Below are 15,396 nucleotides of genomic sequence, written 5' to 3'. Positions count from 1 at the left end.
CCGCGATCCCGGTTCAGGCGCCTGCGGCGCGCCCGCGCATCGGCGGCGGAGGAGGAAGCTCCGCCTGCCGTTCGCAGGGCAGACCTCCGCGCACGATCAGGTAGCTGTCGGTCAGCCGCCGGCGCAGCTCTTCGGGCGGGGTGTTCTCCCACAGGAACATCACCCAACCGCCCCGTTTGAGATAGGGTGCCGAGATCGCCTTGCGGGTCTGGATCAGCTTTTGGGCCGCCGCTCCGTCGGCGCATTTGACCGAAACTCCGTTCGCGCCGCGCGTATGGGCGGCAAACATCCGGCCACCAACTTTCCAGACCTGCGTGTCCGGTCCGAACGGTTGTTCGGCAACAGCGCCGGGCAGGGTCGCGCAATGGGTGTCGATCACATGGGCGAACATGGCGGAAAGGGTAGTTTGCATACAACGGAATGCAAGCGGACGGGCCGCGCTGCCGTCGCCGGTCTTGATTTGCGGGACGGGCGGGAGTATGGGTGAGCCATGACCGTGCTGATGACCCCGATTTGCGGCATTTGTATTCCTGTCTGACATTTGTCGGCGGGCCGGTCTTCTTTGTTTCCCTAACACTCCGAAGCTGCTACCCCGCCGGCGCGAGCGCTATGGCGAAAGGCTGTCCGTGATGGTTGAGATCCGTCTGAGAAACACCAAAACCCGTAGGGTGGAACGGTTCACCCCGCTCGATCCGAAAAATGTGCGGATGTATGTCTGCGGGCCCACGGTCTATGACCGGGCGCATCTGGGCAATGCGCGGCCCGTGCTGGTGTTCGACGTGCTTTACCGGCTGCTCAGGCACGTCTATGGCGCCGATCACGTCACCTATGTGCGCAACTTCACCGACGTTGATGACAAGATCAACGCGCGCGCGGCTGAAAGCGGGCGACCTATCGGCGACATCACCGCCGAGACGACCCAGTGGTTTCTGGACGACATGGGCGCGCTTGGCGCGCTGGAACCCGACCACATGCCGCGCGCCACGCAATACATCCCGCAGATGGTGGCGATGATCGCCGACTTGATCGTCAAGGGACACGCCTATGCCGTCGAGGGCCATGTGCTCTTTGCCGTCGAGAGCTACTGCGACTACGGCAAACTCTCGGGCCGCTCGGTCGACGACATGATCGCCGGCGCAAGGGTCGAGGTCGCGCCCTACAAGCGCAACCCGATGGATTTCGTGCTGTGGAAGCCGTCCTCGGATGAGCAGCCCGGCTGGGACAGCCCCTGGGGCCGGGGGCGGCCGGGCTGGCATATCGAATGCTCGGCCATGGCCGACAAGCTTTTGTGGCAGGACATGAAAGCCGCCCTGTCGCCCGAGGCGCTGGCCCGCCCGCATCAGTTCGACATCCATGGTGGCGGCAACGACCTGACCTTCCCGCACCATGAAAACGAGATCGCCCAGTCCTGCTGCGCCCATGGCACCGAGGATCTGGCGCAGGTCTGGATGCATAACGAGATGCTGCAGGTCGAGGGCAAGAAGATGTCCAAATCCCTGGGCAACTTCTTCACCGTGCGCGACCTGCTGGATCAGGGCGTCCCGGGCGAGGTCATCCGGTTTGTCATGCTGAGCACGCATTACCGCAAGCCGATGGACTGGACCGAGAAGAAGAAGAGTGAAGCGATTGGACACTTAAGCGGCTGGTATCGGTTCAAGCAGTTCGCGCTCTCGGACCCGAAGCGAGAGTTCTCTGGTAGTGGTGTGGATCAGATCGTCTTGGATGCTGTGGCCGATGACTTAAACACCCCACAGGCCATTGCACGGCTCTTTGAGCTAGCCGGCGAAGCAAGACGATCTGGAGGGATCGACTCGGAGGCCGCTATAAAGCTCTACGAAAGCTTAGCGTTTCTAGATTTTCACAACCTCGACACGCAGCGCATCCTTAGGCGCCAATCCATTGAATACGGTTGGAAGAGCGGGGAAATGCTTGACAAAGTTCGGGTTCGTTTCGCTGCGGCTAGGGAGGCCGCGATGGCGAGCAAGGACTTTTCAACGGTAGATGCGATGAAATCGGCCTTGATCGAGGCAGGCGTTGAAGTGCGCATGTCCAAGGCGGGCGTCGAACTCCTACCCGGTCCCGACTTCGACCCCTACAAACTCGAGGGCCTCTTGTGATCTTGGTCTGCCGAACAAAGGGCTGCCCGGCGTGCCACCGGGCGGGGCGTGCCTTCAAAGCCAGCCAGCTTGATGTCATCAGAGGCGAACGCAACCCAAGCCGGGCGTGCGCCTGCCCGTGGTATGGCGCCACAACGCCCGTTCTGCTCGATTTATGGCAGCCAAGTCAGGGTGTAGACCTTCGGGGCGCGACGCTTCCACTGCGCCAGCCCGCCGGGACGGGCAGGCGCACGCCCGGCGCCTTCGGCGCTATTCGGGCGAATTTCGCCTCAATCAGACGGGGTGTGAAAGCCCAAAATCCAGTAAGCAAAGGGTTAGCAAAATCATGAAACCCTTTGAATTCAGAGCTTTAACGGCCCGTGCAAACTTGAACACCCCCTGCCGAGGCCCCCAATGACCCCCGACCGCCTCTTTCTCTACGACACCACCCTGCGCGACGGCCAACAAACCCAGGGCGTGCAGTTTTCCACGCCCGAAAAGGTCCGCATCGCCGAGGCGCTCGATGCGCTCGGGCTCGACTACATCGAAGGCGGCTGGCCCGGCGCCAACCCCACCGACAGCGCATTCTTCGAGACCGCGCCGAACACCCGGGCGACGATGACGGCATTCGGGATGACCAAGCGCGCGGGCCGTTCGGCGGAGAATGACGAGGTCCTTGCGGGCGTCCTCAACGCGGGTACCGGTGCCGTCTGTCTGGTCGGCAAATCCCATGTGTTCCACGTGGAAACCGCGCTTGGCATCTCGCTTGCGGAAAACCTCGACAATCTCTCGAAATCCTTCGCGCACCTGGCCGCTCAGGGTCGGGAGGCGCTTTATGACGCTGAGCATTTCTTCGACGGCTACCGTGCCGATCCGGGATATGCGCTCGACTGCCTCCGGGCGGCACTTGATGCCGGGGCGCGGTGGGTCGTGCTGTGCGACACCAATGGTGGAACCCTGCCCGATGAAATCCGCCGCGTGACAGAAGCGGTGATCGCCGCCGGCATCCCCGGTGACCGGCTTGGCATCCACACTCATAACGACACCGAAACCGCCGTGGCCGGCAGCCTCGCGGCGGTGGAGGCGGGCGCGCGGCAGATCCAGGGCACGCTGAACGGACTGGGCGAGCGCTGCGGCAATGCCAATCTGACGACGCTGATCCCGACCCTGCTTTTGAAAGAGCCCTATGCCAGCCGCTATGAAACGGGCGTCACCCCGGAGGCGCTGGAGGGGCTGACACGGATCAGCCGGATGCTGGACGATATCCTGAACCGCGTACCCCACCGGCAGGCACCCTATGTCGGAGCATCGGCCTTTGCGCACAAGGCGGGGCTGCATGCCAGCGCGATTCTGAAGGACCCCACGACCTATGAGCATGTCGACCCGGCGACCGTGGGCAATGCGCGGATCGTGCCGATGTCGAACCAGGCGGGGCAATCCAACCTGCGCCGCCGTCTGGCCGAGGCGGGTCTCGATGTGGCATCCGGTGATCCGGCCCTGCCGCGGATCCTCGACGAGATCAAGGCGCGCGAGGATCAGGGCTATTCCTATGACACCGCGCAGGCCAGTTTCGAGCTTCTGGCGCGCCGTATCCTTGGCCGGATGCAGCGGTTTTTCGAGGTGAAGCGCTACAAGGTCACGGTCGAGCGGCGGAAGAACAAATACGACCGGATGGTCAGCCTGTCGGAGGCCGTGGTGGTGGTGAAGATCGGCGATCAGAAAATGCTGTCGGTCAGCGAGTCGATGGACGAGACCGGCAGCGACCGGGGTCCGGTGAACGCGCTGGCCAAGGCGCTGGCAAAGGATCTGGGCCCCTATCAGAGCTATATCGACGATATACGCCTTGTGGATTTCAAGGTGCGGATCACGCAGGGCGGGACTGAGGCCGTGACCCGCGTCATCATCGACAGCGAGGACGGGCAGGGGCGGCGATGGTCCACGGTGGGTGTGTCGGCCAATATCGTGGATGCCTCGTTCGAGGCGCTGCTGGATGCGGTGATGTGGAAGCTGGTGCGAGACGGGGCGGTGGGATCATGAATGCGGCCTTCTTCAGACTGCATGCGGATCTGCCGCGCGAAGGGCCGGGTGAAACCGCCGATGTGGCCTGGGCGACGACGGTAGCAGAGGCGCGCCCCGATGCGCGTATCTGCGATGCGGCCTGCGGCCCGGGCGGCGATATCGGCGCGCTGCTCAGAGCTGCGCCCGAGGGGCATGTGACGGCGATTGATGCCCACGCGCCGTTTGTTGAGGCCGCGCGGGACCGGTTTCGGGGCAACCCCCGGGTGACGCTCCGGGTCGGCGATATGGCGGCGCTGGATGGCCGGTTCGATCTGATCTGGTGCGCCGGCGCGGTCTATTTTTTGGGCATCGAAACGGCGCTGCGCGGCTGGCGCGATGCGCTGATGCCGGGCGGCGCGGTGGCGTTTTCCGAACCCTGCCTGTTCAGCGCGACCCCGTCGGAGGGCGCACGCGCTCTCTGGGAAGGGTATGAGGTGCGCGACGCACGCGAGATCGCCCGACAGATCGAGGCTGCCGGCTATGAAACACTCGGTACGCGGCGGCTGTCGGACGTGGCCTGGGAGAGCTATTATCGTCCGATGGAAGCGCGGATTGCCGCCCTGAAATCCGGCGCGGATGCGGAGTTGCGACAGGTTCTGGAGGAGGCGGAGCGGGAAATTGCCGCCTGGCGCGCCCATGCGCAGGAGACCGGCTACCTGCTGTCCGTGGTGCGCCCGGTATGACGCTGGAGGCCTGCGCCGAGATCGTCCGCCGCGCGGATCCGGACCGGTTCCTTGCCGCGATGGCTGCGCCGCCCGGGGCGCGGCGGGTCCTGTTTCCGCTCTATGCGTTCAATGTCGAGGTCAGCCGCGCGCCCTGGGTCACCGAAGAGCCAATGATCGCCGAGATGCGGTTGCAATTCTGGCGCGATGTGGTGGAGGAACTGGCCGCGGGCAAGGCGCCCCGCGCCCATGAGGTCGCCGCCCCGCTCGCCGCGGCCGTGCGCCCGGAGGATGCCGGTCTTCTTGATGCGCTGGTGGCCGCGCGGCGGTGGGATATCTACAAGGACGCGTTCGAGGACCAGGCGCATTTCGATGGCTATATCGCGGCCACGAGCGGCAATCTGATCTGGGCCGCGGCGCGGGCGCTTGGCGCAACGGACGCGGCCGAAGCGCCGATCCGCGCCTACGGGTTTGCAAGCGGGGTGGCGGCCCTGCTGCGGGCCGTGCCGGCGCTGGAGGCGCGGGGGCGGGTGCCGCTTCTGGACGGGACGCCGCAAGGCGTGCGGGATCTGGCCGCGCGCGGTCTGGCGGAACTGGCCCGGGCGCGCGCCACCCGCGCCGCCGTCGGTCGCGACGCTGCAGTGGCACTTTATGCAGGCTGGCGGGCCGAAGGCACGTTGAGGGCGGCCCGCGACCTGCCCGAACGCGTGATCGAGGGCAAGCTGGATGAAAGCGAGTTTACCCGGCGCGCGCGGCTGATCTGGGTTTCGGCAACCGGACGTTGGTAAGCCTCGACAGGGGGCTGAGCGGGCGCGGCCTCAGGCCGTTTCTGATTTCGGGCGCAGCGACAGCCAGATCAGGGCGCCGCCCGCAAGCGTCAGAAACGGGATCATCGCGATATTGACCGCCGTCCAGCCGGCGACCACATCGGTGCCGCCCGAATTCATCAGGACCCCCGAGCTGAGAGAGGCCAGCGTCACGCAGCCGAACACCAGAAAATCGTTCATCCCCTGCACCCGCCCGCGTTCTTCGGGCTCATGGGCCGCCTGAAGCATGGCGGTGGCGCCGATGAAGCCGAAATTCCAGCCGATCCCCAAAAGGACAAGCGCTCCGAAGAACTGGTAAAGCTCCACCCCGGTCAGCGCGACCACACCCGCCGCCGCGAGACAAAGCAGGCCGATGGCCACGATACGGGTTGCCCCGAAGCGCGCAATCAGATGGCCGGTGAAGAAGGACGGCGCGAACATCGCGATTACATGGGCGGTGACCACATCGGCCGCGTTCCCTGTGGTGAAGCCGCAGCCGACCACAGCAAGCGGCGTCGAGGTCATCATCAGGTTCATCAGCGCATAGGTCACCATCGCGCAGATCACCGCGACCGCGATGCGCGGGTCTTTCAGCAATGCCGTGCGGCTGCGGATGGCGGCGGCACCGGGGCGCGGCTTGGGCGCGGGCGGCAGGTCGAGAAAGAGAAACATCGCCATCCCGGCGAGGTTGATCAGCATCGCCACCGCATAGGTGCCCAGAAACGGCACTACCGTCAGATCGTTGGTGACCTTGACCAGTTGCGGGCCGATGATGGCCGAGATCAGCCCTCCCGCCATGACGTAGGAAATCGCCTTTGGCCGAAACGCCTCGGACGCGGTATCGGCGGCGGCGAAGCGGTAGAAGCCCTGGGCGGACATGTAGATGCCGGTGAAATAGGACCCGACGAGGAACATCGGGAAACTGTCGAGATAGAGCCCGGTCGCCGCGATGAGCGAGCCGATGGCCCCGCCGACCGCGCCGAGAAAAAAGCCGGTCTTGCGGCCAAAGCGCTGCATCACGGCCGAGAGCCAGGGCGCCGTCGTCATCGAGCCGAAGACGATGAGCGAGATCGGCAATGTCGCCAACGCGGGCGAGGGGGCGATCATCAGCCCGGCCAGACCGCCGACCACGAAGATCATGGTGATCTGGCTGCCCAGTATCGCCTGAGCGCCGACAAGCACGGCCACATTTCGCCGGGCGCGCGCGTCGTCGATCACGATGTCGGGAGCCGTTGCATCAGTCATGACAGAGGCGTATCGCAGAGCCTGTACGGGGTCCAGCGCTATGTGACTGCCGGGATGCGCCGACCTCTGTCGGGCCGGTCGCGCGCGATATGTCCGGCCGGAAGAAAGGGTGCGATGCGTATTCGGAACAGGCAGGATCTGGATCGGGGCGCTGCGGCGCTGGTGGCGCTGGAACCGCGGTTCGGGCCGGTTCTGGATGCCGTGGGGCCCTTGCCGCTTCGGCTGAGAGGGGACGGATTCGCCGCCCTTCTTAGCGCGATTGTCAGCCAGCAGGTCTCCACCGCGTCGGCCGCCGCGATCTGGGCGCGGATCGAGGCGGCGGGCCTGAACGAGGCGCGCGCGGTGCGCGTCGCCGGGGATGCCACACTGAAAGCCGCTGGCCTGAGCCGGCCCAAGATGCGCTATGCCCGCGCCCTGGCGGAGGCGGATCTGGATTACGCGCCCCTTCGCGGGATGGCGCCGGAGGCCGCGGTGGCGGAGCTGATCCGGGTGCCGGGGATCGGGCGCTGGACGGCGGAGATCTACGCGAAATTCTCCCTCGGGCATGCGGATGTCTTCGCCGCCGGCGATCTGGCCCTGCAGGAAAGCGCGCGGCTGGTTTTCGATCTTGCCGCGCGCCCGGACGAAGCCGCGCTGCGCCGGATGGCGGAGTCCTGGTCGCCCTGGCGCGCGGTTGCCGCCCGCGCGCTTTGGGCCTACTACCGGGTTGCAAAGGATCGAGAGGGCATCAGGTGACGCGGGTATTGGATTTCGGCCGCAAGGCTGCGCAATCGGGACAGGCGGACAGCCTTGTCGTGTTCCTTCATGGCTATGGCGCCGATGGCAAGGATCTGCTGGGTCTGGCGGACCCGCTGGCCGATCATTTGCCGAACACCGTGTTCGTGGCCCCCGATGCGCCGGAACGCTCGGCGATGAACCCGATGGGCTTTCAATGGTTCCCGATCCCGTGGATCGACGGCTCCTCCGAGGAGCAGGCCGAGCAGGGAATGGCGCGCGCGGTTGAGGATCTCAACGCGTTCCTGGACGCGGTGATGGCCGAGGAAGGCCTGCAAGCCGACCGCGTGGCGCTGGTCGGGTTCAGTCAGGGTACGATGATGGGCCTGCATGTGGCGCCGCGCCGGGATGCCGAGTTTGCCGGCGTTGTGGGGTTTTCGGGGCGTCTTCTGGGTCCGGAACTGCTTGCCGATGAGGTCAGGATGCGCCCGCCGGTTCTGCTGATCCATGGTGATGCGGATGATGTGGTTCCACCGCAATCCCTGCCCGAAGCCGCCGAAGCGCTTCAGGGCGCGGGGTTCGATGTCTATGCCCATATCATGAAGGGCACGGGCCATGGCATCGCACCCGACGGGCTGAGCGTCGCGCTTGCCTTTCTGCGGGACCGGTTCGGCGCTGAGAACCCGGGCTGAACCCTGGGCGGGCCGGTATCGGAAAAGCTGTGGATAACGTCACAATTCTGTCAGGGAGCGCAGGTATCTCTTCAGGCGGCAGCCACAGCATATTGCGGGGGTTGTCAGGGGCGGAAGCCTATATATAGTCATCTCATGGCCGGATTGGGTGCCCCCGACGCAAGGCCTGGAATGGCGGCTGGCATGGGAATGGAGGCGCGGATGATACTGGCAGGCGACGGCGATTTCCGAACCAGTTTCGTGCGCGAGGCCGGCGGCCTCAAGCAGAACCCGGCATTGGTGCTGAACGCCGATTACCGGCCGCTCTCCTACTATCCGCTGTCTCTCTGGCCATGGCAGGACGCGGTTAAGGCCGCATATCTGGACCGGGTGCAGATCGTCGCCGAATATGACGAGGTCGTGCGCAGCCCGACCACGGTGATCCGAATACCCTCGGTCGTGGTTCTGAAAGACTATGTGAAACCTCAAAAGCGCGTGGCCTTCACGCGCTTTAATTTGTTTCTGAGGGACGAATTCAGTTGCCAGTATTGCGGCGGACGGGGCGATCTGACCTTCGATCATGTGGTGCCGCGCGCCCGCGGCGGGATCACGAGCTGGGAAAACGTGGTCGCGGCCTGCTCGCGCTGCAATCTCAAGAAGGGGTCCAGAAGCCTGCGGCAGACGGGCATGTCGCTGCGCAAGCCGCCGCGTCAGCCGGGCTCGGAGGAGTTGCGCAACATGGGGCGGAAGTTCCCCCCGAACCACCTGCATGAAAGCTGGCTCGATTTCCTCTACTGGGATGCCGAACTGGACGCGTGACAGGGGCATCGGCGCGCTGTTAGCTTCCCGCGGAAAAGGAGGCACCATGTCCGATCCGTTCTTCATCCCGCCCTCGGGGGCCGATCTGCCGCGCTATGCGGGCGTGCCCACCTTCATGCGCCTGCCCTATCTAAGCCCGGAGGATCCGCGCCGGGCGGAGGTGGAGCTGGGGTTCTTCGGCTTGCCATGGGACGGGGCCACCTCGAACCGTCCAGGCGCGCGCCACGGGCCGCGCGCCCTGCGCGACGCCTCCACCATGATCCGCGCGATGAACCGGGCCACGGGCCAGACGCCCTTCGCCGCCATGCAGTGCGCCGATCTGGGCGACGTGGCGATGAGCCCAGTCGATCAGGACGAGGCGCTTGGCAATGCTGAAGCCTTCATCGCCGGAGTTGTGGAACAAGGCATTCGGCCGCTGATGGTGGGGGGCGACCATCTTTGCACGCTGACCGTGCTGAGGGCGTTGAGAGCCGCGCGGGGGGAGGCGTTCGGCCTGATCCTGCTGGACAGCCACACAGATCTCTATCCGCCTTATTTCGGCGGCCAGACGCTGACCCATGGCAACCCGTTCCGGCAGGCGGTGACCGAAGGCCTGATCGCGCCCGAACGGACCGTTATGATCGGCATGCGCGGCACCGCCTATGACACCGAGGATTTCGATTTCGGGCATCGCCACGGCATTCGCATCGTCCAGATCGAGGAGTTCTTCGATCGCGGTTTCGGACCGGTGATGGACGAGGCGCGGGCCATCGTCGGCACCGCGCCCGCCTATCTGAGCTTCGACATCGATTTCATCGACCCGGCCTATGCGCCGGGCACCGGCACGCCCGAGGTGGGTGGCCCAACGAGTTTTCAGGCAATCCAGTGTGTGCGTGCGCTTCGGGGGCTGGACATCATCGGCGCCGATCTGGTGGAGGTTTCCCCGCCCTTCGATCCGTCGGGCGGTACGGCCTGGCTGGGCGCGTCGGTGCTGTTCGAACTGTTATGCGTGATGGCACCGGCATGAGCTGGCCCGAGAACCGCACGCCGGAGCACCTGCTGGAAAGTGACCGGGCGGCGGGGTTCGACATCAGCGCGGATTTCCGGAGATTTTCGCAGATGAACGACGTCTTCACCCGCGCCTTCTGGGACAAGCGGGTGCGGAGCAAGGACAGCGACGCATTCTTCGCCAGCTACCGGATGGAGGCCGCGCCGCGCCGTGGCGATGGCTTCACCCAGGCAGATTTCGCGCTGAGAAACGCAAGCTGGCTGATCTCGGACATGATTTCGGAGCGCAATGCCGCCGAGGGGGAGCGGGAGGGGTTTCAGGCGCCGATCCGGTCCTCCGTGCCGGTGGCCGATATTCAGGCGGATCTGGGTGGCCCCGCAGATGCAGCGGCGAACATCAAGCGGGTTGCGCGGCTGTTCGGGGCCGATCTGGTGGGGATCACGGCCATCGACCTGCGTTGGCATTATGCGGACAGGCCCGATGTCCGTGAGATGAAGCCGGTGCCGAACGATCTGCCGCCGGGGCTGACCCATGTGATCGTCATGGGCCACGCGATGGATTTCGGACTGGTGGAGACCTATCCAAGCGCGCTGGCCGGGGCGGCGACGGGCCGCGAATACAGTCATGAGGCCGCCATCGTGATGCAGCTGGCCGCCTATATCCGCAATCTGGGGTATGAGGCGGTGGCGAGCATGAACGACACCGCGCTGGTCATTCCCTATGCGGTTAAGGCGGGGCTTGGCGAGTATGGGCGTAACCAGATGGTTCTGACGCCGGAATTCGGGCCGCGGGTCCGGTTTTCGAAGATCTTCACCAATCTGGACATGGCGCTGGACGCGGTGAAACCCCTTGGGATGGCGCATTACTGTCAGGATTGCACCGCCTGTGCGGCTGCCTGCCCGGTCAAGGCGCTGCCTTTCGGCGCCCCCGATTTCGGGGAAGAGGTGGCTTCCGGATCGCCGTCGACGCTGCGGGGAGTGCGCAAATGGTCTTCGAACGCGGAGGCCTGTTTCGGCTATTGGACCAAGATCAAAACCGATTGCGCGATCTGCATGCGGGTCTGCCCGTTCAACAGGGATTACACCCGCGCGGCAGATCGGCTCTGGCGATGGCTGGCGCGGCGACATATGGGCGCGGCAGGTGTGAAACTTGCCCGTTGGTGGGAGGCTCGCCGTGGCAAACGGGCGCGGCTGAAACCCTCCCAATGGTGGGCGCGGGGGCACTGACACTCCGGAATTTTTCTTTGGGCTGCGAGGCGGCGTCCGGGGGGCGGCTTGCGGTCCTTGCGGGAGTGCCCGCGTCGGGGGGCGGAAAACACCTGCCCGCGAATGCTCCGGCATTGTGGTGCCGTTCCAGTTTGCTAGACTAAGCCGACCGGGACCTGTATGAGCCGGATAGGGTTTCGTTAGCGCTAACACCATACGCCGAATTCGGCTCAGCACCTGAGGAGATCACATGGTTTCTCGCGTCATACCGGTAGATCCGTTCGATCTGGTGATTTTCGGCGGCACGGGCGATCTGGCGCGTCGCAAGATCCTGCCGGGCCTCTATCGCCGGTTCTGGGCCGGACAGGTGCCGGACGGGTTCCGTATCATTGGGGCCGCGCGCACCGATCAGGACAGCGATGTCTGGCGCGATTTCGTGCGCGAGGCGATCACCGAGTTCGTGACCGAGGCCAAGCGCGAGCCCGAGACGATCGACGCCTTTCTGGCGCAACTGCACTACATTCCCGTCGATGCCCGCGGCGACAGCGGCTGGCCCGAACTGGCCGAAATGATGCGCGGCGATGTCACCCAGGCGTTTTACTTTTCCGTCGGCCCGGGTCTGTTCGGCGATCTGGCGGAGCGGTTGCAACGCTTCAACATCTCCTGCGAAGACTGCAGGATCGTTGTGGAAAAGCCGTTTGGCCGTGACCTGTCCAGCGCCAAGGCCCTGAATGCCACGCTGGCCGAGCATTTCGACGAGCAGCAGATCTACCGGATCGATCATTACCTCGGCAAGGAGACGGTTCAGAACCTGATGGCCGTCCGCTTCGCCAATGTGCTGTTCGAACCGCTCTGGAATGCCCAGTACATCGATCACGTCCAGATCACCGTGGCCGAGGAGGTCGGCGTCGGTGGACGCGGTGGCTATTACGATAAATCCGGCGCCATGCGGGATATGGTGCAGAACCATCTGATGCAGCTTTTGTGCCTGACGGCGATGGAGCCGCCAAGCCGGTTCGGGCCCGATGCCGTCCGTGACGAGAAGCTGAAGGTGATCCGGGCACTGGACCCTCTGGGACAGGGCGATATCGTGCGCGGCCAGTATACGGCCGCGAGCGGCGAACCCTCTTATCTGGAAGATGTGGAAAACCCGGACAGCCGCACGGAAAGCTTCATCGCGCTGAAGGTGCATGTGGCGAACTGGCGCTGGAACGGAACGCCGTTCTACCTGCGCACGGGCAAGCGGATGAAGGCGAGGAACTCGGAAATCGTGGTCACGTTCAAGGAGCCGCCGCATTCCATTTTCGATGCGGATGCAGGCAGCCGCGCGAATGTGCTGTCGATCCGTCTGCAACCGGATGAGGGCATGGATCTGCGGGTGACGATCAAGGAACCGGGCCCCGGGGGCATGCGACTGGTGGATGTGCCGCTGGATATGAGCTTTGCCGACGCGCTCGGGCCCGAAGCGGCGGATGTGCCGGACGCATATGAGCGGCTGATCATGGATGTGATCCGTGGCAACCAGACGCTTTTTATGCGCGGTGACGAGGTGGAGGCCGCCTGGGCTTGGACAGATCCGATCATCGCTGCCTGGACCGAGCGGGGCGACCGGCCACTGCCCTATGCGCCCGGCAGTTCAGGGCCGGAAGATGCGCTTATCCTGATGCACAAGGACGGGCGGCGCTGGCGGGAGATCGCATGATGAGGCAACTGGTCGAGTATCCTGACCGCGATATGATGATGCTGGATCTGGCCGATACACTGGCCGGCGAGTTGGCGGATTGCCTGCGCCGTCATGAAAGCGCCAGTTTCTGTGTCCCCGGTGGCACCACGCCGGGCCCGATTTTCGATGTGTTGAGCGAGCAGGCGCTGGACTGGAAGCGGGTGGCGGTGTTTCTCAATGATGAACGGTGGGTGGGCGAAGACAACCCGCGCTCCAATACGCGGCTTTTGAAGGAAAGGCTTATCGTATCAAAGGCTTCAGAAGCAAAGCTCATCCCACTCTATACACCCTCGCCGGAGCCTGAACCGGTCATGGAGGAACTGGCGGCCGCGTTTGACGGGCATTTGCCGATCTCGGTTCTGGTGCTGGGAATGGGCGCGGATATGCATACGGCCAGTCTGTTCCCGGGCGCCGACCGGCTGGCCGACGCCCTGGCCTCCGACGCGCCAATCCTGATGCCGATGCGCGCCGATGCGGCTGTAGAGCCGCGCGTGACCCTGACCGCGCCGGTGCTGAACGGCGCGCTGTCAAAGCACATCGTCATCTTCGGAGATGAAAAACGCGCCGCGCTGGAACGCGCCGCGCATCTGAATGCGATGGAGGCGCCGATCCGGGCTGTCTGGTCGGATGCGGTGGTGCATTGGGCGAAATGAACCGGCGGAAGGGGCGCGGATGACCATCTGGGATGAGCTGAAGGACCACCGGGACGCGAATTCAGGCCTGCGCATCCTCGATCTTTTTCATGACGATCACCGGGCCGAGAGTTTTTCGCGCCGGGTCGACGGGTTGCTTTTCGATTTCTCGAAGACAGCGCTGGATGCCGGGGCGATGTCGCTGCTGCTTGAGCTGGCCCGCAGCCGCGCTGTGGAGGGCCGTCGCGATGCAATGTTCTCGGGTGCGCGGATCAACGAGACCGAGGGGCGCGCGGTGCTGCACACCGCGCTCCGGGCACCCGGCGGGGTGGTCGAGCTGGATGGTCAGGACGTCATGCCCGGCGTGCTGGAGACCCGCTCCCGCATGACAGATTTCGCGAACGCGGTCCGCCATGGCGGCATAGCCGGGCAGGGCGGTACCTATACCGACGTGGTGAATATCGGGATCGGCGGATCCGATCTGGGCCCAGCCATGGCGACCTTGGCGCTGGCACCCTGGGCGGACGGGCCGAGGGTGCATTACGTCTCCAATATCGACGGTGCGCACATCCATGACACGCTGGCGGGGCTGGACCCGGCGCGTACGCTTGTGATCGTGGCCTCAAAGACCTTCACGACGGTCGAGACGATGACCAACGCACGGACCGCGCGGGACTGGATGGCGGGAGCGGTGGCCGACCCTGCGACGCAGTTCGCGGCCGTGTCGAGTGCCACGGACAAGACGGCTGCGTTCGGTATCCCGCCGGAGCGTGTGTTCGGCTTCGAGGATTGGGTCGGCGGGCGGTATTCACTCTGGGGCCCGATCGGGCTTGGAGTGATGCTGGCGGTCGGCCCCGAGCCGTTTGGGCAGATGCTGGCCGGCGGCCACGCGATGGACACCCATTTCCGAGAGGCCGATCTTGCGGATAACCTGCCTGTGCTGCTGGCGCTGGTGGGGATCTGGCACAACCAGATCTGCGGCCACGCGACCCGCGCGGTTCTGCCTTACGATCAGCGGCTGGCGCGTTTGCCCGCCTATCTCCAGCAACTGGAGATGGAGAGCAACGGCAAGCGTGTTGCCATGGATGGCACCAATCTGGAGCACGACAGCGGCCCGATCGTCTGGGGAGAGCCGGGCACAAACGGACAGCATGCATTCTATCAACTGATCCATCAGGGGACCCGGATCGTCCCATGCGAGTTTCTGCTGGCTGCCGAGGGGCACGAGCCCGATCTCGCCCATCAGCACCGCTTGCTGGCGGCCAACTGCCTCGCCCAGTCCGAGGCGCTCATGCGGGGCCGGTCACTGAAGGAAGCTCGGGCGCTTATGGCCGGCAAAGGACTGTCGGGCGACGAGTTGGAACGTCAGGCCCGCCACCGGGTCTTTCCCGGAAACAGGCCGTCGACCACCCTGCTTTACAAGAGGCTGACGCCCTTCGCTCTGGGCCAGATCATCGCGCTTTACGAGCATCGGGTGTTTGTCGAGGGTGTGATCCTCGGGATCAACTCCTTCGATCAATGGGGCGTGGAACTGGGCAAGGAACTTGCCCTTGCGCTGGAACCCGTGCTGAGCGGTGAGAACGACGGTGCCGACAAGGACGCCTCAACGAGGCAGCTTGCCCGGGCCGTTCGGACCAGCAGCCTATAGCGACCTGATCAGTCCAATCGCGGCGGGTTCTGGAGCGGGTAACGGGAATTGAACCCGTAACTTAAGCTTGGGAAGCTCGCGTGATACCTTTTCACCATACCCGCGCTCAGACCGTTGAGATACTCAATG

General features: G+C 64.8%; 14 protein-coding genes and 1 tRNA gene. 12 read left to right on the top strand and 3 right to left on the bottom strand.

Annotation, left to right across the window (positions count from 1 at the left end):
- Window positions 1–13 precede the first annotated feature (13 nt).
- Window positions 14–412 carry an MmcQ/YjbR family DNA-binding protein gene (locus D9R08_RS10670; RefSeq protein ID WP_158598981.1) on the bottom strand — a complete coding sequence of 133 codons (399 nt, stop codon included), beginning with the start codon at window positions 410–412 and terminating at the stop codon, window positions 14–16.
- A 217-nt stretch (window positions 413–629) separates the two neighbouring features.
- On the opposite strand from D9R08_RS10670, the gene cysS reads away from it, so the two are divergent.
- The 4 genes from cysS to D9R08_RS10650 all read left to right on the top strand — a co-directional run bounded on the left by cysS (window position 630) and on the right by D9R08_RS10650 (window position 5,604).
- Window positions 630–2,117 (top strand): cysteine--tRNA ligase, encoded by a 1,488-nt coding sequence (cysS, locus tag D9R08_RS10665; protein ID WP_121898043.1) that lies wholly within the window; start codon window positions 630–632, stop codon window positions 2,115–2,117.
- 393 nt (window positions 2,118–2,510) lie between these two features.
- The gene (gene cimA / locus D9R08_RS10660; protein ID WP_121898042.1) at window positions 2,511–4,133 is read left to right on the top strand and encodes a citramalate synthase; all 1,623 of its coding nucleotides are present in this window, start codon (window positions 2,511–2,513) and stop codon (window positions 4,131–4,133) included.
- Window positions 4,130–4,837, top strand: a complete 708-nt coding sequence (locus D9R08_RS10655) for a class I SAM-dependent methyltransferase (RefSeq protein WP_121898041.1) — start codon at window positions 4,130–4,132, stop codon at window positions 4,835–4,837. The genes cimA and D9R08_RS10655 overlap by 4 nt, the downstream gene beginning before the upstream one ends.
- Window positions 4,834–5,604, top strand: coding sequence for a squalene/phytoene synthase family protein (locus tag D9R08_RS10650; protein WP_121898040.1), 771 nt, complete (start codon window positions 4,834–4,836; stop codon window positions 5,602–5,604). The genes D9R08_RS10655 and D9R08_RS10650 overlap by 4 nt, the downstream gene beginning before the upstream one ends.
- A 30-nt stretch (window positions 5,605–5,634) precedes the next feature.
- On the opposite strand, the gene D9R08_RS10645 is transcribed toward D9R08_RS10650, so the two are convergent.
- Window positions 5,635–6,867, bottom strand: coding sequence for an MFS transporter (locus D9R08_RS10645; protein ID WP_121898039.1), 1,233 nt, complete (start codon window positions 6,865–6,867; stop codon window positions 5,635–5,637).
- Between the two features lie 114 nt (window positions 6,868–6,981).
- Here D9R08_RS10645 and D9R08_RS10640 point away from each other — a divergent pair, with 114 nt between their 5' ends.
- From D9R08_RS10640 to pgi, 8 genes are all read left to right on the top strand, one after another.
- Window positions 6,982–7,602 (top strand): DNA-3-methyladenine glycosylase family protein, encoded by a 621-nt coding sequence (locus tag D9R08_RS10640; protein ID WP_121898038.1) that lies wholly within the window; start codon window positions 6,982–6,984, stop codon window positions 7,600–7,602.
- Window positions 7,599–8,273, top strand: coding sequence for an alpha/beta hydrolase (locus D9R08_RS10635; RefSeq protein WP_121898037.1), 675 nt, complete (start codon window positions 7,599–7,601; stop codon window positions 8,271–8,273). Before D9R08_RS10640 ends, D9R08_RS10635 begins: the two co-directional genes overlap by 4 nt.
- Window positions 8,274–8,444: 171 nt before the next feature.
- Window positions 8,445–9,071, top strand: coding sequence for an HNH endonuclease (locus D9R08_RS10630; RefSeq protein ID WP_407690607.1), 627 nt, complete (start codon window positions 8,445–8,447; stop codon window positions 9,069–9,071).
- Window positions 9,072–9,117: 46 nt separating this feature from the next.
- Window positions 9,118–10,077, top strand: a complete 960-nt coding sequence (speB, locus tag D9R08_RS10625; protein ID WP_121898036.1) for an agmatinase — start codon at window positions 9,118–9,120, stop codon at window positions 10,075–10,077.
- Window positions 10,074–11,285: a 4Fe-4S double cluster binding domain-containing protein gene (locus D9R08_RS10620; protein WP_121898035.1), complete on the top strand. Its 1,212-nt coding sequence runs from the start codon at window positions 10,074–10,076 to the stop codon at window positions 11,283–11,285. The genes speB and D9R08_RS10620 overlap by 4 nt, the downstream gene beginning before the upstream one ends.
- 229 nt (window positions 11,286–11,514) lie before the next feature.
- The gene (gene zwf, locus D9R08_RS10615) at window positions 11,515–12,966 is read left to right on the top strand and encodes a glucose-6-phosphate dehydrogenase (RefSeq protein ID WP_121898034.1); all 1,452 of its coding nucleotides are present in this window, start codon (window positions 11,515–11,517) and stop codon (window positions 12,964–12,966) included.
- On the top strand, window positions 12,966–13,640 hold the full coding sequence (pgl, locus tag D9R08_RS10610; RefSeq protein WP_121898292.1) for a 6-phosphogluconolactonase: 675 nt from the start codon (window positions 12,966–12,968) through the stop codon (window positions 13,638–13,640). The genes zwf and pgl overlap by 1 nt, the downstream gene beginning before the upstream one ends.
- Before the next feature lie 19 nt (window positions 13,641–13,659).
- Entirely contained in the window at window positions 13,660–15,267 is a 1,608-nt protein-coding gene (gene pgi / locus D9R08_RS10605) for a glucose-6-phosphate isomerase (protein ID WP_121898033.1), read from the top strand.
- Window positions 15,268–15,297: 30 nt separating this feature from the next.
- Here pgi and D9R08_RS10600 read toward each other — a convergent pair.
- Window positions 15,298–15,371 (bottom strand) — tRNA-Gly (locus D9R08_RS10600).
- Window positions 15,372–15,396 lie beyond the last annotated feature (25 nt).

The sequence above is a fragment of the Rhodophyticola porphyridii genome (assembly GCF_003688285.1).
GTDB classification, from domain to species: Bacteria; Pseudomonadota; Alphaproteobacteria; order Rhodobacterales; family Rhodobacteraceae; genus Rhodophyticola; species Rhodophyticola porphyridii.
This window is presented reverse-complemented; position numbering and strand designations above follow the sequence as displayed.